Annotated in this window: 17 protein-coding genes and 1 riboswitch; of the genes, 7 read left to right on the plus strand and 10 right to left on the minus strand. The window is 53.2% G+C overall.

The features are described from left to right. Window positions 1-77: 77 nt before the first annotated feature. The 3 genes from WFK81_RS23770 to WFK81_RS23780 all read left to right on the plus strand — a co-directional run bounded on the left by WFK81_RS23770 (window position 78) and on the right by WFK81_RS23780 (window position 3970). Window positions 78-926: an aldo/keto reductase gene (locus tag WFK81_RS23770; RefSeq protein ID WP_336789044.1), complete on the plus strand. Its 849-nt coding sequence runs from the start codon at window positions 78-80 to the stop codon at window positions 924-926. 179 nt (window positions 927-1105) lie between these two features. Beyond that, window positions 1106-1732: a TetR/AcrR family transcriptional regulator gene (locus WFK81_RS23775; RefSeq protein ID WP_336789046.1), complete on the plus strand. Its 627-nt coding sequence runs from the start codon at window positions 1106-1108 to the stop codon at window positions 1730-1732. Between the two features lie 33 nt (window positions 1733-1765). Continuing rightward, window positions 1766-3970, plus strand: a complete 2205-nt coding sequence (locus WFK81_RS23780; RefSeq protein WP_336789048.1) for an MMPL family transporter — start codon at window positions 1766-1768, stop codon at window positions 3968-3970. A gap of 198 nt (window positions 3971-4168) precedes the next feature. Here WFK81_RS23780 and WFK81_RS23785 read toward each other — a convergent pair whose 3' ends face one another. Genes WFK81_RS23785 through WFK81_RS23810 form a run of 6 tightly spaced genes read right to left on the minus strand, consistent with a single transcriptional unit; the run spans window position 4169 to window position 11307 of the window. After that, on the minus strand, window positions 4169-5167 hold the full coding sequence (locus WFK81_RS23785; protein ID WP_336789050.1) for an aromatic ring-hydroxylating dioxygenase subunit alpha: 999 nt from the start codon (window positions 5165-5167) through the stop codon (window positions 4169-4171). 19 nt (window positions 5168-5186) lie between these two features. Then, window positions 5187-6221, minus strand: a complete 1035-nt coding sequence (locus WFK81_RS23790; protein ID WP_336789052.1) for a BMP family protein — start codon at window positions 6219-6221, stop codon at window positions 5187-5189. Window positions 6222-6255: 34 nt separating this feature from the next. Further along, window positions 6256-7779: an ABC transporter ATP-binding protein gene (locus WFK81_RS23795; protein WP_336789054.1), complete on the minus strand. Its 1524-nt coding sequence runs from the start codon at window positions 7777-7779 to the stop codon at window positions 6256-6258. 12 nt (window positions 7780-7791) lie between these two features. Further along, window positions 7792-8730, minus strand: coding sequence for an ABC transporter permease (locus tag WFK81_RS23800; RefSeq protein ID WP_336789056.1), 939 nt, complete (start codon window positions 8728-8730; stop codon window positions 7792-7794). After that, window positions 8727-9899, minus strand: a complete 1173-nt coding sequence (locus WFK81_RS23805; protein WP_336789058.1) for an ABC transporter permease — start codon at window positions 9897-9899, stop codon at window positions 8727-8729. Before WFK81_RS23805 ends, WFK81_RS23800 begins: the two co-directional genes overlap by 4 nt. A 22-nt stretch (window positions 9900-9921) precedes the next feature. Beyond that, window positions 9922-11307: an amidohydrolase family protein gene (locus tag WFK81_RS23810; RefSeq protein ID WP_336789060.1), complete on the minus strand. Its 1386-nt coding sequence runs from the start codon at window positions 11305-11307 to the stop codon at window positions 9922-9924. 302 nt (window positions 11308-11609) lie between these two features. On the opposite strand from WFK81_RS23810, the gene WFK81_RS23815 reads away from it, so the two are divergent. Then, window positions 11610-12068 carry an Lrp/AsnC family transcriptional regulator gene (locus WFK81_RS23815; protein ID WP_127498721.1) on the plus strand — a complete coding sequence of 153 codons (459 nt, stop codon included), beginning with the start codon at window positions 11610-11612 and terminating at the stop codon, window positions 12066-12068. A gap of 44 nt (window positions 12069-12112) precedes the next feature. Here the strand turns inward: WFK81_RS23815 and WFK81_RS23820 are convergent, their stop codons facing one another. Both WFK81_RS23820 and bglX read right to left on the minus strand, forming a co-directional pair. After that, window positions 12113-13939: an APC family permease gene (locus tag WFK81_RS23820; RefSeq protein ID WP_336789062.1), complete on the minus strand. Its 1827-nt coding sequence runs from the start codon at window positions 13937-13939 to the stop codon at window positions 12113-12115. Between the two features lie 155 nt (window positions 13940-14094). Next, window positions 14095-14282, minus strand: a riboswitch (cyclic di-AMP (ydaO/yuaA leader). A 294-nt stretch (window positions 14283-14576) separates the two neighbouring features. Then, entirely contained in the window at window positions 14577-16739 is a 2163-nt protein-coding gene (bglX, locus tag WFK81_RS23825; protein ID WP_336789064.1) for a beta-glucosidase BglX, read from the minus strand. Between the two features lie 26 nt (window positions 16740-16765). Between bglX and WFK81_RS23830 the strand changes: the two genes are divergently transcribed. The 3 genes from WFK81_RS23830 (at window position 16766) to WFK81_RS23840 (ending at window position 18989) form a co-directional block, all read left to right on the plus strand. Beyond that, window positions 16766-16921: a hypothetical protein gene (locus tag WFK81_RS23830; protein ID WP_336789066.1), complete on the plus strand. Its 156-nt coding sequence runs from the start codon at window positions 16766-16768 to the stop codon at window positions 16919-16921. Between the two features lie 459 nt (window positions 16922-17380). Next, window positions 17381-17779: a VOC family protein gene (locus tag WFK81_RS23835; RefSeq protein ID WP_336789067.1), complete on the plus strand. Its 399-nt coding sequence runs from the start codon at window positions 17381-17383 to the stop codon at window positions 17777-17779. 94 nt (window positions 17780-17873) lie between these two features. Then, the gene (locus WFK81_RS23840; protein WP_336789069.1) at window positions 17874-18989 is read left to right on the plus strand and encodes a PdaC/SigV domain-containing protein; all 1116 of its coding nucleotides are present in this window, start codon (window positions 17874-17876) and stop codon (window positions 18987-18989) included. A gap of 499 nt (window positions 18990-19488) precedes the next feature. Here WFK81_RS23840 and WFK81_RS23845 read toward each other — a convergent pair whose 3' ends face one another. After that, window positions 19489-21189 (minus strand): S-layer homology domain-containing protein, encoded by a 1701-nt coding sequence (locus WFK81_RS23845; RefSeq protein ID WP_336789070.1) that lies wholly within the window; start codon window positions 21187-21189, stop codon window positions 19489-19491. A gap of 72 nt (window positions 21190-21261) precedes the next feature. Continuing rightward, window positions 21262-23454 carry a metallophosphoesterase gene (locus WFK81_RS23850; protein ID WP_336789072.1) on the minus strand — a complete coding sequence of 731 codons (2193 nt, stop codon included), beginning with the start codon at window positions 23452-23454 and terminating at the stop codon, window positions 21262-21264. Between the last annotated feature and the right edge of the window lie 171 nt (window positions 23455-23625).

Genomic DNA, 23625 nt, shown 5'->3' on the forward strand with positions numbered 1-23625 from the left:
GCTTACGAAGCATGAATGATCACTAGCGGCCATACGAGGCCGCTAAGGTGATAATTCATTTTAGGAGGATTCCCAACATGACAACAGCAAAACATCTAAACGATAAAGTTATTCTGCAAAACGGCGTAGCTATGCCTTGGCTTGGCCTTGGCGTATTCAAAGTGGAGGACGGCAGCGTCGTGATTCAATCTGTAAAAGACGCGATCAAGAACGGCTACCGCAGCATCGATACGGCGGCTATCTACGATAATGAAACCGGCGTTGGCCAAGCTGTCCGCGAATCGATGGCCGAGCATGGCATTGAAAGAGAAGATCTGTTTATCACTTCGAAGGTATGGAACGCCGATCTCGGTTACGAGTCGACGCTTGCGGCTTTCGAGACAAGCCTGAACAAGCTTGGCCTGGACTATCTGGATCTGTACCTGATTCACTGGCCGGTTGAAGGCAAATACAAAGACGCATGGCGCGCTCTCGAGACGCTTTACAAGCAAGGCCGCGTGAAAGCGATTGGCGTAAGCAACTTCCACGTGCATCATCTGCAAGACTTAATGAAGGATGCCGAGGTTATGCCGATGGTTGACCAAGTCGAATACCATCCGATGCTTGCCCAGAATGAGCTCCGCTCCTTCACCCGCGAGCATAACATCCAACTGGAGGCATGGTCCCCGTTGATGCAAGGCCAGCTGCTTGATCATCCGGTACTGGGCGAAATCGCAGCCAAACACGGCAAGTCGGTAGCCCAAGTCATTCTGCGCTGGGATCTGCAAAACGGTGTCGTAACGATTCCGAAATCGATCAAGGAATCCCGCATCATCGAGAACGCCCACGTGTTTGATTTCGAGTTGTCCTCCGACGATATGGCCGCAATCGACGCTCTGAACGAAGACCGCCGCGTTGGTCCTGACCCGGACAACTTCGATTTCTAATCATTTGTGAACGGGTTTTGAACAAGACAAGCCAGACGAACCTTTTTTGGTTCATCTGGCTTTTTTTTATCTTGCCAATTAATTTATCAAGCGATAAAATAATTTTCGAATCAGTTTATTTATCATGTGATAAAATAAAAGGAGGAAACCGTATTTCAATCAGAAGGAGTATTTAAACGATGGCACGCCGAAAAAAACAACCCCTTGACGAAGCAACCCGCTCGATGATTATCCATACCGCGCATGACCTGTTCATGGAGCATGGCTACCGCTCGGTTACGACTCGCCAGATCGCTGAAGCCTGCAGCCTGACGCAGCCCGCCATGTACCATTATTTCGCGGATAAAGAAGCTCTCTATACCGAGGTGCTGCGAGCCGTTACGGAAGAGACGAAAATCGCGATGAACGAGCTTGTCGCAAGCGAAGGCTCGGTAAGAGAACGACTCATCAAGCTCGTCGTTTATATTTTGAACAACATGCCCGATGATCTGAGCCAGATGGAACGGGACATCCGCCAGGAGCTCCGCCCGGAAAACCGGCAGCTCATCAATCAATGGTGGCAGGAATGCTATTTGATACCCATTGCCTCCTTGTTCGAGGAAGGACAGCAGAAAGGCCATTTGAAAGGGGCGGAGCAGCTCGGACTTGATCCGATTCCTTCAGCCTTTACGCTGCTAAGCATGGTTCAACGCAAGCCGCGCGGAGGCGCCAGCATCCCCATACCGGCGGAAGCACGGGCGACGCGAACCGTCGATATTTTGCTGTACGGGCTTGCCTCCGATCAGGGAAGAGAAGAAAAGATATAAGGTTTATGTTTATTGATAGGGAGATGAGAAAATATGAATGGATTGAAACGTATAGCGGATGCCGTGAGCGGCAAACGGGGACGATGGATCACTTTGGTGCTGTGGATTGTTATTGTTGGTCTTGCCAATGCCTTCCTGCCGTCGTCGAGCGATCATAAAGACGATGCCGCAGCCAATCTTGTGAGCAGCGCCCCGTCCGTGCAGGCCGATGCCTTAAACGAGCATAATGGCATTCCGGCTATTATCGCCTGGCATAGAGACGCCGGTCTCACCGACGAGGATCTTGGCCAGATCCAGGCTTTATCCAAGAAGCTGGCGGATGAACCGCTGCCACAGCAGACGGAGCTGCCGCCGCTTCACGAAATGCCGCTTCCGGCGTTAAAAGGCATGGCATCCGAAGACGGTACGACCTTCCTGCAGACCGTTGTATTTGACAAGAACGCTTCTTCCGACGATCTGAAGATCAGCCTGGAGCAGCTGCAAGCCGATGCGAATGGCATTTTTCCATCCAAGCCGTTTGACGCCGCCTTGAACGAGGAAGGCCTTGTCGGCCGGATTACCGGACCCGCCGGTATCGGCGTGGACGCCACCTCGCTGTTCAAGGACGCGGACGTGTCCCTGTTAATCGCAACAACGCTGCTTGTGCTCGTTATTCTTTTATTCATTTACCGCTCGCCTATTCTCGCACTCATCCCGCTGGTTGCGGTTGGCTTCGCTTATGGCTTGACCGGCCCGATTCTCGGCTGGATGGCAGATGAAGGCTGGATCACCTATGATTCGCAAGGCTTATCCATTATGACCGTATTGCTCTTTGGCGCAGGAACGGACTACTGCCTCTTCCTTATTGCGCGCTTCCGCAGCGTGCTGACGGAGGAATCCAATAAGAAACAAGCCCTGCTCAAAGCCTTAAGCGACTCCGGCGGCGCCATTACGATGAGCGGCTTGACGGTAGTGATGTCTTTGCTGGCTTTGCTGCTGGCCGAGTACGGCGCAATTCATCGCTTCGCGGTGCCGTTCAGCTTGTCGATCCTCATTATGATGATTGCAAGCCTGACGCTTGTACCCGCATTGCTGGCGATTCTCGGCCGCGCTTCCTTCTTTCCGTTCGTACCGCGTACGCCGGAAATGCAGGCTGCCCGCGCCGCGCGCAAAAACAAGCCGCTTCCCGCGCCGAAGACCAAAGCAAGCTTTGGCATCCGGCTGGGCGAAGCTATTGTGAAACGTCCGAAGACAATCGCGATTTCCACATTGATCGTGCTTGGCATAACGGCGGCTTTTTCGACACAAATCAAATTTACGTACGACACGCTGTCCTCCTTCCCGAAGGATATGCCTTCGCGCGAAGGCTTCGATTTAATCGGCGACCACTTCTCCAAGGGAAGCCTGGCGAAGGTACAGGTACTCGTGAAGACCGATGGCAAGAACCTTCCGCTTGATCAGAAGCTAGGAGAGCTGGCGAATATCAGCAGCGTTTCCGAACCTGCAGCGAATACGAAGGATTCAAGCATTGTATCCTACAACGTTGAGCTTGCGATGAACCCGTACTCGATTGAAGCGCTTGATATGATACCGGTGATCCGTTCCGCCGCGGAACAATCGCTTTCGGATGCAGGCATTGCCGACGCGGCAGATAAAGTATGGATTGCGGGAGCGACTGCCGAGCAATATGATACGCGGCATGAAACAACGAATGATGCCTATATCATTATTCCCGTTATAATTGGGATGATCGCCTTGCTCCTGCTGCTCTACCTGCGTTCGTTCGTGGCGATGCTTTACTTGATGGGCACCGTGCTTCTCTCCTACTTTAGCGCCTTAGGCATAGGCTGGTTGGTCGTCCATTACCTGTTTGGCGCCGAAGCGATACAAGGTCTGATTCCGCTGTACGCCTTCGTCTTCCTGGTTGCCTTGGGCGAGGACTACAACATCTTTATGGTGTCGAGCATCTGGAAAAAGAGCAAAACGATGCCGCTTAATCGCGCTATCGTAGAGGGCGTTGCACAGACCGGCGGCGTCATTACTTCCGCAGGCATCATTCTCGCAGGCACCTTCGCGGTACTCGCGACGCTGCCGATTCAGGTGCTCGTCCAGTTCGGCACCGTCACGGCCATCGGCGTCCTGCTCGATACGTTTATCGTACGCTCCTTCCTCGTACCGGCACTGACGGTATGGATCGGCAAATGGGTATTCTGGCCGTCGAAGCAAAGAGCCGCTTCCGTTAAGGAAGTGGAGTTGTAACTCCATGTGCCGGGCTGGTGCCGTTTTGCTTAACGATGCGAGGCATCGTTAAGCTACCCCAGGCAGCACCATTTCGAGCTATTTCGGCCATTTTTCAAGCTTAACGATGCGCCGCATCATTAAGCTCATGAATAAAACAAAAAAGAGACGACTCGCCATGCCTTCCGGCTGGAAGAGTCGTCTCTTTTCTCATTGCCGCTACGTTGTGCCAAACGTGACGCCAAGCTCGATGAGCCAGCGGCGGTAGGCGACGGACAGCGAGTCCGCCTTATGATTCAGCTCGAGCTGAAGGTCGAGCGGCAGCAGCTCCGGTTTCTGCGTTTCGATAATCCACTTGTCCTGCTCGAAGACGGTGTCTTGGAAGTTGATGAACTGCTCATCCGGCACGTCGAAGCCGTAATTCCGGGAGACGGACATGTAGACGAGACATTCCTTCTCCTCGACCGGGAGCACCGTCAACAGAATCCACAGCGTCTGCCCTGTTGCCGCATCCCGTTTGGACAGCCGGGCCGCAAGCGGCCGGAACACTTCCTTCACGTACACATACGTCGTGCCTTCCTCCATCTCGGAGCCGGAATGGGCTACGGGCTGGAAGATCGGAACATCCCCGGTATAGACGCGTCCAGGCTCCTTATACACCTTAAAGTCGGGAAGCTCCGCATAATCCGGGTGACCAAGCAGGCCGCCGTGAACAAACATCAGATGGGCAAAATCCGTAAAATTCTCGATAACGCGGGTCCCCGCCGCATGTACCGCGTAAGGACCGCATGGAAGCGGACGGTATTCCGGATTTTCGAACTCCTCCAGATACGGCAGCTCGCTTGCCGGCTCTCCTAGGCAAACCCATACGAGACCATACTTTTCAACGGCATGGTATTTGGTCGCTTTCGCCCGCAGCGGAATTTTGTCCGTCTTCGCCTGGGCCGGGATACATACGCATGCGCCGCTGCCATCGTACTTCCAGCCGTGGTAAGGACAGACAAGCGTCTCCCCCTCCACTCTCCCCTTCGACAGCATGGCGCCGCGGTGGATGCACAAGTCGCGCAGCGCATAGACCTGACCGCTTGCCGTACGGAATACGGCTACCCGCTCGCCCAATACGATGACGGAGACAGGTTCTTCCTTGAGGTCTTTCGCAATAAACACGGGATGCCATTCGTTAAGCAGTACGGTATCTTTTACGGTTGCTGTCAGCATATGAGCCACTCTCCCTTTGTTATTGGTTGCCGATGACTTTCTCGCCGGATTTCAGAGATTCGACAATGGCATTAATCTTGTCCATGACGTCCTTCGAAACCTTATCCTCGAAGCTATGGAATGGAGCCAGATAAATCGCGCCGTCCTTTACGCCAAGGAGCTGGGATTCAGCCTTCATCTCGCCTTTTTGAATACGCTCCACAACGACCTTCATCGCTTCCGGATAATCCTGAATAACGCTGGTGACGACCGTATCCGGAGCCGTAGGGTTCTGGTCCTGGTTCGAGCCGATGGCCAATACGCCTTTTTGCTGCGCCGCCTCAATTCCCCCGAGTCCGGCCTGGTTCGCATTCGTCATAACGACATCGGCGCCTTTCTCGATAAAGGAAATCGCGGTTTCCTTCGCTTTGGCGACATCGCTGTCGCCGCCCATCATCGTAGACAACACTTTTATAGAAGGAACCGTCTCCTTCGCGCCAAGCTCAAAGCCTTTTACCGAGTTTGTGATTGGAGGGATATCGGAGCCGCCAATAGCCGCAACGGTGCCGGACTTCGACATCAGGGCCGCAATCGAGCCCATCAGGTAGCCTTGCTCGCTGTTGTTCAAGCTGAGGGAAGTAAGATTAGGCTCCTGCGAAATAGTCGCGCTGTTGACGAGAAACCAAGTATCCTTGTAATCGGGAGCGATCTCTTTCATAATGTCGCCGTACTCGAAGCCGTGTCCTATAATAACGTCGTAACCGTCATCGGCATAACCGCGGATGAACTCAGCCGCATCGGAGTTGCTTACTTTCTCGGAATAAGCCGTCTCCGCCCCAAGCTCTTCCTTAATCTTCATAAGCCCGGCATATGCCGTTGCGTTCCAGCCGTTGTCATTTACCGGACCCGGGGTGAGCAACGCCACCTTCAGGCTTTTGCCGCCGCTGTCCGATTTCCCGGCCGCCCCCGATTCACCGCTGTTCTCCGCTTTATCGCTTCCGCAGGCCGCCAACACAATCATCAGTACGCACACGCATAATACCGCCATCGATTTCGCCAATTTCCCCATTCTCATCCTAACCCCTCCAAATCGAAATGATATGTTCCCTCTATATGGCAAAAGAAGCATTCGGACGGATCCCCGCCATCAGCTGGCCAATGCGATCCCTATCCGCGCTTTCTCTATCCATCGTGCCTAGCAGCTCACCCTTGTACAGCACCGCAATGCGGTCCGACAGCGCCATCACTTCCTCCAGCTCCGTCGAGATAAGCAGAATGGAGCAGCCTTGCTCACTAGCTTCAAGCAGCCGCTTGTGGACATATTCCGCCGCGCCGACATCCATTCCGCGCGTAGGCTGCATAGCAACGATAACCTTTGGATTCAGCATCAGCTCACGGGCCAAAATCACCTTCTGCTGATTGCCTCCGGACAGCCTGCCGACCGGAACCGAGGCGCCTAGGGTCTTAATTGCAAAGCTCTTGATCTGTTCCTCCGCGCATTCCCGCATTCTCCTTCGGCTGATGATGCCGCCCTTGCTGAATCTGCGCTTCCGGTATTCCTTCGCAATCAGATTCTCCTCCACGCTCATCTGAAGCATAAGCCCTTCCTTATGCCGGTCCTCGGGGATATAAGCGACCCCCTTCTCCTTCATGCTTCGAGGCTGCTGGCGCTGCAGAACCTCTCCATCCAGCTCGATGATTCCCGCATCCTTGGGACGAAGCCCGAACAGCACCTCGCTCAGCTCGCGCTGCCCGTTGCCGTCTACGCCGGCTATGCCAAGAATCTCTCCCTCACGGATGCGAAAAGAAATATCCTTAAGGACCGGTACGCCGCTTTCGCTGGCGTGGAGCCCCGTCACCTTCAGACGGTCCGTCCGGCTCACGACGCCTGCCTTCCGGACCGGAGCGACAACATCGCGCCCCACCATCATGCGGGCGAGATCGGCCGGCGTTATGCCGTCAAGGCTATGCGTACCGATCAGCCTCCCGAGCCGAAGCACGGTCACGCGGTCGCAAATCTCCAGAATCTCCTGAAGCTTGTGGCTGATGAAAATAATCGTCTTCCCCTGCTCCTTAAGCGTCCGCAGCACCCGGAACAAATCCTTCACCTCCGAGGGTGTCAGCACGGCAGTCGGCTCATCCAGAATTATGAACTCGGCGCCCCGGAACAGCGTCTTGACGATTTCCACGCGCTGCTGCTGACCGACCGAGAGCTCGCTTACTCTCGCTTCCGGCCGAACATCCAGACCAAAGCGGTCCGATAGCTCCCGAATCTCCGCGCAAGCCTTCTTAAAGCGAAAGAACGGGCTGCGATCCTGCTTCAATCCAAGCAGTACGTTTTCCGCGACCGTCAACGCCGGAATGAGCATAAAATGCTGATGCACCATCCCAATACCCGCGCTGCCCGCCTCACGGGGCGATGCAAACCGGACAGGCTTGCCCTTGTACAGAATCTCGCCATCGTCGGGCTCCAGCATGCCCGAGAGCATGTTCATAAGCGTGCTTTTCCCGGCACCGTTCTCGCCGAGAAGAGCATGAATCTCGCCCTGCCGAATGGCCAGATTCAACCGGTCATTTGCCAAAAAGGAACCAAAGCGCTTTACTAAACCGCGTATTTCCAAAATCGGCTCCATAATCCTTCCCTCCTAACCGTTCCGGTCTGCGAGACTGTTATAAGAAGCGGACGTCGCGGCAGGCTGCTTGCTCTTGCCCGAGAACCAAGCGAGCGTCACCATCGTGAGCAAATAAGGAAACATTAGCATGAACTGATACGGAATCTTGATTCCAAACGACTGGAACCTTAACTGCAGAGCATCCGCCCCGCCAAACAAGAGAGAAGCACCCATCGTGCCAAGCGGCGTCCATTTGCCGAAGATGACTGCCGACAAGGCTATAAAACCACGGCCTGCCACCATGTTTTCCGTAAATTGATTCAGGATGCCAAGCGATAACGAGCAGCCAGCTATGCCGGCCAGCATCCCGCCAATAAGGCAGCAGATATATCGGATGCGGTGAACGCGTACGCCAAGCGAGTCAGCGGCCAGCGGATTCTCCCCTACCGCTCTAACCTGGAGCCCCCAATTGGTCCGGTAGAAAACAAACGCCGCAGCCGGCACCAGCAAGTAAGAGGCATAGGCAAGCACATTCTGATCAAACAATGCTTCCCCGATATACGGAATGTCGCTCAGCAGCGGAATCCGCAGGCTTGAAATACCGTTTACCCGCACCGCTTCCTGCCCCATGCCGAGTAGACTCCGGCCAAACACCGTTGTTATGCCTAACCCGAACAGATTAAGCGCCGTCCCGATCACAACTTGATCGGCTCCCGTCGTAATGACGAGAAAACCAAACATCAGACCGAGCAGCCCGGTGACGACAATGGCAAACCCTACGCCTGCAGCCGCACTGCCGAAATAATGCGCGCCGACGACACCGGACAATGCGCCTGCCAGAACCATCCCCTCCATCCCGATGTTCAGAATCCCGCTCCTCGACATGAACAGAATGCCAAGCGCGGCGAGCAGCAGCGGAACCGACAACCGAACGGCGGAAGCCAAGTAGCTGACAATTACTTCCTCGCTCATCTCGATCCCTCCCCTTTGTTCAGGCTGAGAGCCGTCTCCGGCGCCGTTTGCACAGCTTTCAACTCTTCCGGGCGGCTGTCCCCGCCGAATCGGGCTGCAAGCGAAGCGATGAGCCGCCGCTTCCAGCCGCCGAACCAATACCGGTTGCACACAACCAGCACGATAATCGTGGCTTGAATAACGTATACAAGCGAGGTCGAGGTCCCCGTCATCCGCTGCATGGCATTGGCACCACTCCGCAATCCGCCAAACAGAATGGCCGAGCCAATATTGCCAAGCGGATGCGCCCCGCCGACCAGCGCGACAGCGATGCCGTCATAGCCGTAGCCGGGCGAAAAGTTCTGGAAGAGACGGTTCTGCACGCCGGCTATTTCCACGTAACCCCCGATTCCGGCAATCGCACCGCTGACCATCATGACGAGCAGCATATTGCGGCTGACCGGAATGCCCATAACCCTCGTTGCCTGCTTATTGAAGCCGACCGACCGAATCTCATAGCCCCAGACCGTCCGGTTCAAGACAACGTACAGAATGACCGCCAGCGCAACCGCCAGCACAAAGCCGTAATGCAGCCTGGAGTCGAGCAGCCTCGCAAGCAGCGCCGATTCCGGGAGCCTCGCGGACTGCGGCAGCGTACCGGCCGGATCCTTCATCGGACCGGTCACCATGTAGCTGACCAAATAGATCCCCATATAATTGAGCATGATGGTGTTGATAATCTCGCTGGCGCCTTTGAATATTTTGAGCGTTCCGGCAATACCCGCCCAGACCGCGCCTCCAGCCGCACCGGCTGCAATGCAGAGAGGCAGATGCGCAAAGCCCGGAAGACCCGGGATATACAGCGCGGCCATCGTGCCAGTCATCGCTCCGATATAGATCTGGCCTTCGGCGCCGATGTTGAACAAGCCGCTCCGGTAAGCAAACGTGTAGCATAGACCGGCGAACAAGAGCGGAGTCGCCTTGACCAGCGTTTCCTTCACGCTGTTCGCGTCGCCGGCTGCGCCGTCCCAGATAAGACGGTACGCCTCCAGCGGCGATACGCCCGCTGCCGCCATGACCAGACCCCCGGCGAGCAGAGCGACAAGCACTGCTCCGGCGTAAAACAGAACCTCGACCACGGCTTTCACCCATCGCTCCGCCTTTTCATTAACACTCCTTGCTTCACTCATGAAGACCGCTCCTCCGCCTTCTTTATTCCACTACGCTGAATACCGGATAAGCCGTGGCTAGCCTCTGCCGCAGCACATCGACCCTTGCCTGCGCCCTGCGGATAATCTCTTCTTCATCCACCAGCGTGCATTTGCCGCGATGAACGACAAGCTGACCGTTCACGAAGACCGAATCCACGTCATTGCCGTTTGCATTATATACAATGGCCGAGCTGACCCGGTGAATGGGCGCGATATGCGCCTTCTGCAGATCAATGATCACGACATCCGCTTTTTTCCCCGGCTCCAGACTGCCGAGCTCCCGCTCTCTCCCAACGGCCTTGGCCCCGTTGATTGTCCCCATCTTCAGCACCTGCATGGGCGGCAGCAGCGTTGAATCCAGCTGATCAACCTTATGCAGGCAGGCCGTGAACTTCAGCACTTCGAGATTATCCTGGCAGTTATTGCTGCCGGGACCGTCCGTTCCCAAGGCCACATTAATGCCTCGCTCCAGCATCTCGGGCACGCGCGCTACGCCGGAAGCCAGATACATATTGGAAACCGGGCAATGGATAACGGTCGCATCATTTTTCTTCAGCAGATCCAGCTCCTTATCATCCAGCCAGACGCCGTGGACGACCTGCGTATGCTTGCCGAGCAGGCCCACCGCTTCAACCAGCTCCAGATTCCGAAGCCCGAAACGTTCCATCGTGTTGTCAATCTGATCCTTCGTTTCCGCGACGTGAAGGTGCGTAATCAGATTGTTCCGCTGGCTGTAATCAGCCGCCTGCCTCAGGAAGCTCTCCGAGCAGCCGTATAAATTAAGCGGGCCAAGCGCAATGGAGATCCGGCCTTCGGCCGCTCCTTGCCAGCGATCAAGCAGGACATCCGTATTGCCGAATATTTGCTCAATCGTTTCGCTGAGCCTTGGCTCGTAGCTGAGGTCAACGCCTCCCCTGGCCATATGACCGCGGATGCCCGACTCCTGCATGGCCTTTAGAACACCGTCATCATTGCCGGGGTGGGTATGAACATAGTGGTGGTCCATAATATAGGTCGCGCCGGACTTCAAATTCTCAATGCAGCCGATCATGGCCGCCAGATAGAAGTCCTCTTCCTCCATGGCAAGGGAAGCCGGCCATATGATTTGCCGAAGCCATTGCGCCAGCGGCAAATCATCGGACACGCCCCTAATAAAGGTCTGAAACAAATGGGTGTGTCCGTTCACCAATCCTGGAATGACCGCCTTCCCCTGCGCATCCATCAAGATATCCGCCTGCCGGAGAAGCTCATCCTTGGAGCCGTCCGACGGCCACTCCCCAACCTCCGAAATAAGATCCCCCTCCATGAGAACATAACCATTAGGGATCACCCGCATCTCCTCATTCATCGTGATGACGGTCCCGTTACGAATCAGCTGCTTTTTCACACCGATCACACCCTCATGTAAGTTGATTAACCCGCAATTTGAAGTTTTCGCAACCATTTCGTATGCTTTTGGTTTCTTATGTAATGTTTTATGACATCAGTATAAGAGCGGCCCGGCAGAGCGTCAACCATATCGTAACTAAAAAAGGGCTTTTTTGGACCGTTTTGTCATTTTCTATAGACCAATTTGGTTACTAATGTTATATTAACTGACATAAAAATAAACAAATTCGAAACCAATACCTAACATTTATCTCGCACAAAGTAGCTTAACGTGAAATTTTATCGAAGAGGAGTGGCCCCATGCATTTACTGCACTTGGATGACACAGATCAGGAAATTATCCGCCTGCTGCACGATAACGGACGGATGTCGTACGCCAAGATCGGCGAGCTTCTCAATTTATCTAGAGTCGCGATCCAGAAGCGCGTGGATGCGATGGTGAACAACGGGATTATCGAGAACTTCACCGTACGGTTAAACACAACCAAGCTCGGCAAATCCATCTCCGCTTTTTTCGAAGTTGAGGTTGAGCCTCGATTCGTAGAGCAAGCCGGGGCGCTGTTATCGGAGGAACCGGAAGTAATCAGCATCTATCAAATGACGGGACCAAGCTCGCTGCATATGCATGCGCTGCTGAAGGACGAGGAGGCGCTGGAGCACTTTTTGTTCAAAAAAATCTATGTGCTTGAAGGGATCGTAAACGTCAACACTCATATGGTTATCAAACGCTTCAAGCAAGGCACGGGGCTTGAGCTGTAGCAGGCAAAAAAAAGCCCCAGTCCCGACGGGACCGAGGCTTCTCGCTATTTTTTCAAATGGTAAGGCACGGTGGTGATGATAACATCCTTTCGGTAAAGAAGCTGGGTACGGAGCATCAAGCTCGTTTGGTTATGCAAAATGTTGTGCCAGCCCTTCTTCGGAATAAACTGCGGAATAATGACGGTTACCTGGTAATTGTTCTCGCTCGCCTTGCGCTGCACGGTATCGATAAACTTGAAGAGCGGATTCGTAATCGAGCGGTAAGGCGAATGCAAGGTTACAAGCCGGACATCCGGCTGAAACTTCTTCCACTTCTCCTCAAAGACGGCTTCATCTTCTTTCTCAAAAGGAACATACACGGCAATGATCTGTTCCGGCTTCAGCGACTTGGCATATAGAATCGAATGTTCGACGACATGCGTGATCCCCGATACCGGCAAAATCATCACGTTGCCCTCAATCGGCATCACAGGCTCGCAAGTCGCAAGCCGAAGCTGCTCGCCCACCGCCTCATAATGCTTCTTGATCCGGTGGAACACGAAAATAATAAGCGGCAGGAAAATCAGAATCGACCATACCTGCGCGAACTTCGTCAGGAAAAACATCATCGAGACGATAAAGCTGATCAGGGCCCCAATCGAGTTAATGATGAACTTGCCAACCCAGCCCTTCGGCCTTTGGCGGAACCATTTGACCAACATCCCCGTCTGCGACAGCGTAAACGGTATAAATACGCCAACCGCGTACAACGGAATCAGATGCTCAGTCTTGCCCTGAAACGCAACGATCAGGATGATGGACAGAACACCTAGGCTGATGATGCCGTTTGAGTAACCGAGACGGTCGCCGCGTGCCGTAAACATTCTCGGAATAAACTTATCCTTTGCCAGGTTAACGGCCAGCAGCGGGAAGGCCGAATAGCCGGTGTTGGCTGCCAGGATCAAGATAAGAGCCGTAGTACCCTGGATAAAATAATACATCGTATGGCGTCCGAATATCCCTTCGGCGATCTGCGACACAACCGTCACTTCTTCTTTCGGCGCTATACCGTAGTAATACGCCAGGAACACGATGCCAGAGAACAGGATCGAGAGCAGACCGCCCATCGCTAATAACGTCTTGGCCGCATTGTTCGGCGCAGGGTCCTTGAAGTTCGGAATCGCGTTCGAAATAGCTTCAACCCCGGTCAAAGCCGAGCTGCCGGATGCAAACGCACGGAGCAGCAAGAACAGACTGATGCCCGCAACCGGCGTTCCTAACGAGGTGTGAAGCGCAGGCGATACGTCGCCTGTGGCGATTTTGTACAAGCCTACAATGACCATGATAACAATCGCAAGCACAAATAGGTAAACGGGATAAGCAAGGATAGACGCCGATTCCGTCACGCCCCGCAGGTTTAAGATCGTAATAAAAAGGACAAACACAATAGAGATCAGTACGGAATGCTCATGAAGGCTTGGAAAAGCCGATGTGATCGCGTCCGTACCCGCCGAGACGCTTACCGCTACGGTCAATATATAATCGACCAGCAGGGCGCCGCCGGATATGAGGCCCGGGAATACACCGAGATTTTCCTTCGATACGACATAAGCTCCCCCGCCATGCGGGTAGGCAAATATGATTTGCCGGTAAGACAGGATAAGTGCCGTTAATAAGACCAGCACCCCGACACCAATCGGAATCGAATACCAAAACGCCGCTGCGCTAACGGTCATCAAGACGAGCAAAATCTGCTCTGGCCCGTAAGCAACGGATGATAAGGCATCCGAGGACAGGATCGCAAGCGCCTTCGTTTTAATGAGCTTCTGTTCCCCTAATTCCGTGGACTTGAGGGGACGCCCGATCAGTAATCTTTTGATAAGAGTAAACACACAGGTCACCGCCAACGTTGAAGTTAAACATCTAATACCTGGATACTTGGCTACTCAAACACTTATCAGTGCTAATGTAACCACCTTTGCTTTTTTCTACGCACAGAAAAAAGACCGCAGAGCATCCTCCCGCGGCCCGTAAAAATAACCGAAGTTCACCCTCTCTATCAACGCTTACAAGGTTAGCTGACGGATTCGGGCGTCTAGAGTCGCCCTACAGCCTGCTTCCGCAACATTGCGGCCGGCATGCCGATTCACCCCGGCGACAAGCATGCACTTTCCTGCCTATCGCAATTGGTTCCCCTGCTCTCCGTTTCTAACGGAAACTCAGCGAATACGAACATATGAAGTTTTGCAGATTTGATCATAGTCCTCTTCCCCCTTTTCTGTAAACCGCGATAAAAACGCGAAAAGGAGCAGATTCGCTTGTTTTTTATTCATGAATGCGGATACATGATGGGTTCGCTCTCGGAATGTCCGAAATAAACCGCCATGCTTTCTTTTACCGTGCAATCGGCAGATAATCCCTGATATAGCAGTGGAGTTTGGCTATTATCTGATAGGCATGCTCGTATAAAGGAGTTGTCAGCAGAAAAAGCGCGAACCTGCCTATGGCTGGCCCGCGCTTTTTTTGGTTTTATTTCACAAGACGGAACGATTTCGCCTCGGCATCGCGGCTGTTGGGACCCACAAAGACGTGGAACTCGCCCGCATCGCTCTTCAGCTGTAGATCCGCATGGTAATAACGAAGCTGTTCCTCGGTAATCGCAAACGCAACGGTCTGCGTCTCGCCGGGCTGGAGAGACAGCTTGCGGAAGCCCTTCAGCTCCTTCAGCGGACGGACAACCTCGCCGGCAAGATCGCGTACGTACAGCTGGACAACCTCTTCGCCGGCAGCGGCTCCCGTGTTGGTCACGTCAACCGTTACATGAAGCGTATCTTCGGCGTTCAGAACGTCCGCCGACAAGCTGGCTTCGCTATACGAGAAGCTTGTGTAGCTCAGGCCGTAGCCAAACGGCAGAAGCGGCGCATTCGGCATGTCCAAATATTTCGAGACGTAACGCTCGTTCGCATTCTGAGGCGTAAGCGGACGTCCGGTATTGTAGTTGTTGTAATACACCGGTATTTGTCCGACGGAATATGGGAATGACATCGTCAGACGCCCGGAAGGATTCACGTCGCCAAACAGGACATCCGCGATCGCATTGCCGCCTTCCGTACCCGGGAACCAAACCTCGAGGAGCGCGTCCGCTTCCTCGATGACGCCATGCAGATCAAGCGGTCTGCCGTTGAACAGCACAACCACGATTGGCTTGCCAAGCGGCTTCAGCTTCTGAACAAGCTCCAGCTGTGCCTGCGGGAGACGGATGTCGCCGCGGCTTCCCGCTTCCCCGCTCATCTCGGAGCTTTCGCCAAGCGCCAGCACGATCACATCGGCTTGCGATGCCGCAGCTACCGCTTCCCGAAGCTGCTCCTCGGTTACAGCGTCGACGCCCGCGCCTTTCGCTACGGCAACGATATCCGCGTTCGCATGCGCAGATAAACCGGCATGCAGCTGCACCGTTTCCTCTTGCTTGCCCCAGATCGACCAAGGACCCAGAATATCTCCGCTCTCGGCAAACGGTCCGATGAGCGCAAGCTTTTGCCCGCCGCGAAGAGGAAGAGTCTCCTGCTCGTTCTTCAGCAGCACGAAGGACTTGGCCGCAATCTCGCGTGCCGCAGCGCGGTGCTCGGGCGACAGCAGAACTTCCTTCTCCCTTTCTTCGTTTGCAGCGCGGTAAGGGTTCTCGAAGAGACCCAGCTTGTCCTTCAGCTTCAGAATACGAAGCACGGACTCGTCAATCAGCTTGATATCCACTTTCCCCGCTTCCACAAGCCCCTTGAGATGGTTCGCATAGTGGGAGGTCATCATCTCCATATCGACGCCGGCTTCAATCGCCTTCAATGCTGCTTCTTCCCCATCCGCCGCAACGCCATGAGGGATCATCTCGCCTACTGCGCCCCAATCGGAGATCAGCATGCCGTCAAAGCCCCACTCGTCGCGGAGCAGATTGCGCATTAACCACTTGTTGCCGGTGGCCGGAATGCCGTCAACCGTGTTGAAGGCCGTCATCACCATCTCGCAGCCCTCGTCCAGCGCGGCTTTATAAGCCGGCAGATAGGACTCGCGAAGCTGTCTTTCCGACATGTTGACGGTATTGTAATCGCGTCCGCCTTCCGCTGCGCCATAAGCGGCAAAATGCTTGACGCATGCGGCAACGCGGTCCATATCGCCTGCCAGGTCATCGCCTTGGAAGCCGCGGACGAAGGCACGCGCATACTCGCTGTTCAGGTAGGGATCTTCGCCCGTCGACTCCATCACGCGGCCCCAACGCGGGTCGCGGACAAGGTCCACCATCGGCGCAAACGTCACGTGAATGCCCGTAACGGCCGATTCCTTCGCTGCAATCGCGGCGCTTTTTTCCGCCAGCTCCAGGTCCCAAGTGCTGCCGATCGCCAGCGTCACCGGGAAAATCGTACGGTAGCCGTGGATAATATCCGCCATAAGAAGCAGAGGAATGCCGAGGCGGCTGTTCTCCATGTATTTTTTCTGCAGGGCTATCGTTTCCTTCGCGCCAACGGCGCTCAGCACGGATCCTGCATTGTTCACCATATTTTCTGTAACGCCCATCCAGGCCAGCGGACCCGTCAGGTTAGCGTCATCTTCGCTGAGAAAATTAGGGGTAAGCTGCATCAGCTGAAAAATCTTTTCCTCCAGCGTCATTTGCTCAAGTAATGCTGTCATTGATCGTTTCGTCACGTGGACAAACCCTCCATTTGAATAGGATGATTCCATTATACCGATTGCCGCCGGGCAGCAATATGTCGGGAATAGCCGAAAAACTCTACAATCTGGCTGTGTGGCTGTTGAACAGGCTTGGCCGTTGGCGGGCGTGGACGCTGCGCAAAAGGCATGCTCCTTCGATCGCTGTTGTACCCTGATTTCCTCGAATATACCGCTAATAGCGGTTGAAATCCGGGCACAAAGGCGAGCGCTGCGCTTCTCAGCGAGCATGTCTTTTGCTCCGCTCCGGTCCTGCCGCTCTTCACCGGTTCAATCTGCCAAGGCCAGATTGTATCTAATGAGAGAGAAATGCCGCTTTCGCGCTGCCTGCTCAAGTTATGCTGTATATAATGCAGTATATTGGCCCTCCTAGGAGGCTTTTTGAACCAATTTGGCCGATTATCCTGCATTCCGTGCAGCATACATCCTAGCAATGACCCTTCGTGGCTAATTATCCTGTATTCCGTGCAACGTAGACGAAACGGAATTCAAACTAACCTATCCATTCGTCCGACTAACCGTCACCCAGTCCATTTCTTATATTGCTCCATCTTAAGCCACATTGTATGATTTTGATATAAATTGGATTTATATTCCATGCGTCTGGAGAGGGTAAAATGAGCGGAGCTATAGCAGGAGCTAAGATTACGGGTTCATCTATCGTTTTGCTGGTTAAAGATATACAAGAGGCCTCATCGTTCTACGTCAATCTCGGGTTTACCTATGAAGAGATTGGCGGACATGTCCATGTAACAAGAGAACATATTACCTTTATTCTGCACCCTGCCGTAAACAAGGATGACGTGCGGCCAAATTCTGCTGTGCAAGGCGGCTTATACTTTGATGCTTTTGTCTATACGGATGCGGTCGACTTGCTGGCGGAAGAGTGTCTGGCTAAAGCTGTCGAGATTGTTAACGGCCCTAACTACTCGGAGCATTGGAACGAATTTACCATTAAAGACGCCGATGGATATCGGATCGCGTTTGGAGGTGGAGTCTCCGCTCGGCCGGAATAAAAAATTATTAGTTTAGTTCTGAAACTTTTCGATTCATTCATCCGTCTACTTGGTGACTTCAATTCCCGAACCTATAACTAGGAGGCCACCCATCATGAAAAAACCTTTCAAAATGCTTACCATTGCCGTTGCCGGCTCCTGCCTGCTTGCCTTTACTCCTGCATTGGCCATGGCAGCGGAATCCACTGCCGTACCCGTTGCCGTAACTTCCGAACCGATTACAGCCGTGCCAATCAGCGCATCGCTTCCCGATACGCAAGCCGTTAAAGTAACGACAAAAGTGATTGAGGAAACATCCGATCTGCTTACCGTAAAAATCTCCGTTCCCGTCATCAGCGGTATGCTCGATACCTCCTATCAAGATAAATTAAACGCCAGCATTGAGGCAAAAGCGACAAAAGAAATCGGCGAGCTCAAGGCTCTTGCGGCCGATGATAAAAAATCCGCGGAAGAAAACGATTATCCGTTCCATGCTTATGAACTCAATGTAACTTACGAGCTGAAGGCTGACGGCAGCACTGCCGCGAAGGGTATTGTCTCGTTCACCGTATCTACTTACGAGTACACGGGCGGCGCTCACGGCGGCACTGCCGTTGAGGGCTACAATATCGTAAACAGCCAGAAAGCCGTTGAGCTCACGCTTGAGCAGGCTCTCGGCGATGGCGGCTTTGCGGCAGCCAACAGCGCGGTGCGCTACACCATCAGCAAAAACCCGGATAACTTCTTCCCGGACGCCATGACAACGTTCAAAATCGATGCCGATCATACTTACTTCGTGGACAGCAAGGGTATCGTCAATCTGGTGTTCCAGCAATACGAGATTGCGCCTTATGCCGGCGGCATTATTAATATCCCGGTTGATGCCACCACTTCGGTTGGCCCAATCTTAACCTTGTCCACCAAGGATCTGACGGCCGGCCCGAACGGCGCCCATTACATTCCGCTTCGCAAAGCAGCTGAAGCGCTGGGCTACAAGGTAAAATGGAGCAACAAGACGCAAAGCGCGGAAATTTCCCGCGACGCGCAATGGACATCCGTAACCGTAGGCAAAAACAGCTACATTATTAACAAAATGGCTCCGATTCAGCTGTTTGCCGCGCCTAAGTTAATTAAAGGCTCGCTATACGTTCCGGATGAATTCTTCAGCAAAATTCTTCACCTCGATGTGAAGAACAATACAAGCACTAATTCGGTAACGATTAAAGGTTAAGTTAAAAAGAAAAGCAAGGGGCTGTCTCATGCCAGACAGCCCCTTGCTTTCTTCATAGCTTACGTACATTGGATTTCCTCCAGTAAAATCAGAGTAAAAAGTAAACATTTAACGCTACGTTGAATTCACTCCAGAAGCATAAAACCCAGAATGAGCCCATTATCGTCCAAATGGACCAATATAATGGAGGCAATCCAACGTAGATCGGTTCAGCAGCCTAAACAGGCCGCTATGCTGTACAAAATCCAACGTAGCAGCGTTGCGATGCTCCGTTGTGTTGCCCCTAAGGTTTATACTTCCATGGGAGTGGTTTGCGTCTTGACGACAAACAACCCCTAGCTTTCATTCAGGGGGCCGTTTGTGTCTTGACGACAAACCACCCCTGGCTTTCATTCAGGGGCCGTTTGCGTCTTGACGACAAACCACCCCTGACTATCATCAGGGGTGGTTTGCGTCTTAACGACAAAGACACCGTGGACTATCCACGGTGTCTTTGCGTTTAATACAGCTCGTTATACAACAAATGAAGAACCTTAGACGCCTCAGCGCGAGTCAGGTTGTTCTGGGGAGTCAAGTAACCGTTGCTGCCGTTAATGATGCCCGAAGCAATCAGCTTCTCTACGCTTGGCTTCGCATAAGCCGATACCTTGGCGGCATCCTTGTAGCCGGACAGCGATGCCGTTTCCTTGAGCGGATGACCGGCCGCCGTAAAGGCACGGTCGAGCAGCACCATCATATCCTGACGGGAGATGGATGCCCCCGGATTAAACTTGCCGTCACCCGAGCCGCTTGCAAGTCCAAGCGCTTGAGCGGTCATTACCGCATCATAGTAGTAAGCTTTGGACGCAACGTCCTTGAAGCCCGTGCCAGTTGACTCCGCATGTTTGCCGAGTACGCCTACCAGCAGCTTCGTAAAGTCCGCTCTCGTAATATTGGCGTTTGGCGAGAACGTATCGGCGGTTGTGCCGTTAATAATGCCGCGGACCGCCAGCGCTTCAATGTCCTGGCGCGCCCATGAGGACGTTGTGTCCTTGAAGACTCTGCTGCCGTTCACAATCGTATACAAGCTGAAATGCGTTGTGGAGAAGCGCATTTCTCCGTCTTCCGCATGGAAGCGTCCTGTCGGTACAATCTGCAGCTTACCGTTGCTGTCGATATAAGCGGCAACAATCAGATCCGCGTTTACTTTTTCTGTCGCAGACAATGTGTACGGAAGCACGACCTGAACAGGCGCCTGCTCGTTCTTCCATTCAATCGCTTTCCCATCCAGCGCAAAATGCAGCTCCAGCACCGGGCGGCTGCCTACCTGCTGCTGGGCAGAGGCCGGCAAGGAAGCCGGATTGACCTGCTTGATATATAGCGTCAGGCTTTGCGCCGAGCCAAGCTGGCCGGCCGGGATCACATGATCCGGAATGGTAACCGTACCAAACGGCGTGTTAATCTCAACCAACCGTTTCTCATCCGAGTTAAACAGCGAATACGGCAGCTGGAACGCGATTTCCTTCGCGCTGCCTACGTCGGTGCTTTTCACCTCGAAGGAGATGGTTTTAATATTTTGGCTGTTCGGAGCCGCGTGCTCGAGAGCTTCCAGGGCTTTCGTATTGTCGATGACATGCGTATAAGTATCCGACCCGCCTGTATTGCCTGTATTTCCGCCATTGCCCGGATCGGGAGTGCCCCCGCCCGGTGTATTCGAATCGCCTGCAGAACGCGTAATTTGCAACGTTTGATTAGGAGTGAGGCTCTCGCTGGTGGCCCCGCCCGTTCCGGTCAATCTGGTCAGAGTCGTCTCTGCCAAGGTAACAACGGCAGCTGCGCTGTCCGTATAAGTAAAGGTAAGCGTACAAGCCGTAAAGCTTCCCGAGAAATGGTTCGATGTATCAAAAAATCCAAAATAGCTGATGCCGTTCTTTTCTTTAACGGATACTTGCGAGGCACTGCCGATCGCTTGCGAATAGGTAACCGATTTTAACTGCACATGGCTGTCCGTCTTAATGCCAAACTCCGCGCTGCTGAACGGAGCCTGCGAGCCCAGAACGAGATCGACCGAGAAGGAGGAGACATTCTTGGCGACTTCGACCGTTTGCTTCGAGAATTGAACCGTTGTACCCGTAGATGGTTCAGCCGCAAAAGCCAAAGCGTTAAACGGGAGAACCAGGAAGCAGATAAAAAGTAGACCTGCCAACAATTTCTTTTTCATCATCATGAACTCCTCATGGGTTTAAAATACAGGAAAAGGCGGCGATGCGCCTTTTCCTGCTGCAATAAGTGCTTACTTGCCTTGGAAAATATGAAGGATAATAATCGTGAAGTCCGTTAAATCCACCTTGCCGTCGAAGTTCACGTCCGCCAGCTTCGAAGTTGCCCAATCAGCGTCCGCCTGGCTTGCACGGTAATGGTCAATCGCTACCGACAAATCGGCCGAAGTCAGCTTGCCGTCTTTGAACAAGTCCGTAATATCTTTGTAAGAACGAATAATAATAGAGGCAGGCAGCGTGTCAAAGACACCATTAAAGTCCGTATTCTCGTTGCTGCTGTTCACAACCGCATCCACCACTTGAACATCCGCCTGCACGTTATCAACGTCCGGATTAACCGGTTTGAACGTCAGCTTCATCAGATCCGTTAATTCGGTTAACGTAAGCGGATGCTCTTGGAAGCCTGCAATAATGCGAACGGTACCCGGTTCGGCTTCATTCGCCTGCAGGAAGCCGTTTGTTTTGTCCAGAAGCTCTGCGCCTGTTGCCGAATCAAACGTAAACTTCGATGCATCGTACTTAAACGTGACATCAAGCGTATTGACCTTCTCGGCCTTGCCTAGCGCCAAATAGAATTCGGCCCCGGCGCTTTCTTCCTTGATAATCGTATCCTTCTTCGCGTAAATCTTCACCAGCGTGCCGACTTGCACATCAAAGGTTCCCGAGTAAGGAATACCTGCTACGGTATAAGTAACCGTTACATGCTTCGTGCCTTTTGTCGCGGAGTCAAAGCCGGTGATTGCAACTTGGTCAAGCGGCAATGGCGTCTTGGAACCGTCGAGATTGATTTTGCTGACCGTCATTCCCTTTGTGTCAAGCAGCTCGCCCAACGCATAGTTCTTTTTCGTTGGAGCCGTTACGTCAAGGCCTGTCATATCGGTGTGAACCATCGTGTAAGTGTCCACTTTAGCCATCGTGTCTGTGCGGTAAGTATCCACGGAGATCGTGTTGTGGTCGATGTTGATCATCGAGAAGGTCGGAACCTTCAGCTGGCTCTTCACATCGGAGTAATAGTCGGTAAATGTTGTTTTCAAATCGTAGTACTTACTGCCGGAAGCGGAGTTTGCCGTGAGGTACATAATGCCTTTCGGGTTAACGAATACGCCGTTGTCCATCGCTTGGCCTTTGATCGCCTGGTCGCCTTCCATTTGGTACGTCTTCACGTACGAGTGGTCATGACCCATGAAGACGAGGTCGATCTTCAGCTTATCGAATACCGGGAACAAGGCTTGGCGAAGATTCAGAATTTGCGTGTCCGTCGCGTGCGAAGCCGCGCTGTAGATCGAGTGGTGGAAAGTGACGATTTTCCATCTTGCGTTCGGATTGGCGTCAATCGCGTTTTTCATAAAGGTCTCATGCTCTGCACTGTTTGCGGAGTTAGAGTTCAATACCATAAACAAAGTCTCGCCGTACGTATAGTAGTAATCGCCGCCGGCAACCGTAATGCCGTATTGCGAAGATTCATTCGGCTGATTGTAATGGTACTTGTAGTTTACCGCGCCGTCATGGTTGCCGACAACGGTTGCAACCGGCAGGTTGCGCAGCTGCGAAGGATTCAGGAAGTTCGTATATTCCGTCTCGCTGGAGGCCGTGTTCACTTGGTCGCCTGCCGACATGATGTAGCTCATATCAGGGAACATTTGGGTCGCTTTGGTAAGCGTGTTTGCCCAACCGGCACCATCCGTTACCGCGTTGCCGCCTGCGCCGATCTGCGGGTCGCCTACGAACATCACGCTGAAATCATGGGAGTCTTTCGTGCTGAAGTTATAAGCCGTGCTCCAATGCTCGTCCAGACCGTCACCTACGCGGTATACATAATCCGTCGATTCCTGAAGTCCCGTGATCGTAGCCTTGTTGGAGAAAAAGCCCGCCACCGCAGCCGAGGATGTACCGTTAAATGAAGCAGCCGTTGCAACAGGAAATACGCCGTCAACCACATCCGCTTTCTTCGCGATCTGAACAACCGTGCCTACCGGCTGAGTAGCTGCCGAATACCAAGTCAGATTGACCTGCGATTCGTCTGCGCCCGGATTGAGCATAAGGTTGCTCACCGTGTAAGGATCAACCGCTTGAGTGCTGACACCTGTGCCCGGCTCATCCGCCGCATTAACCAGCGTTGCCGTCAGTGACGTGGCGAGAACAGAGGCGACCAGTACCGAGTACAGTCCTTTGCGCACGCCTTTTTGTTGCTTCAAAACGTTAAACAATGTAATACCCTCCCACTTTTTGATTGCCTTGAACTCAATACTTGTCTATTTAAGGCATCACAGAAACCTTAGTGGTGAAATGTTTTGGCAGTGTTATCCTCGCAGTGAAGTATTTGTAAAATACTGTCATATCTTTATGAAACCTATACATTTCAGAGCGCATTTTCCGCC

The sequence above is a fragment of the Paenibacillus sp. MMO-177 genome, from assembly GCF_037147795.1.
Classification (GTDB): domain Bacteria; phylum Bacillota; class Bacilli; order Paenibacillales; family Paenibacillaceae; genus Pristimantibacillus.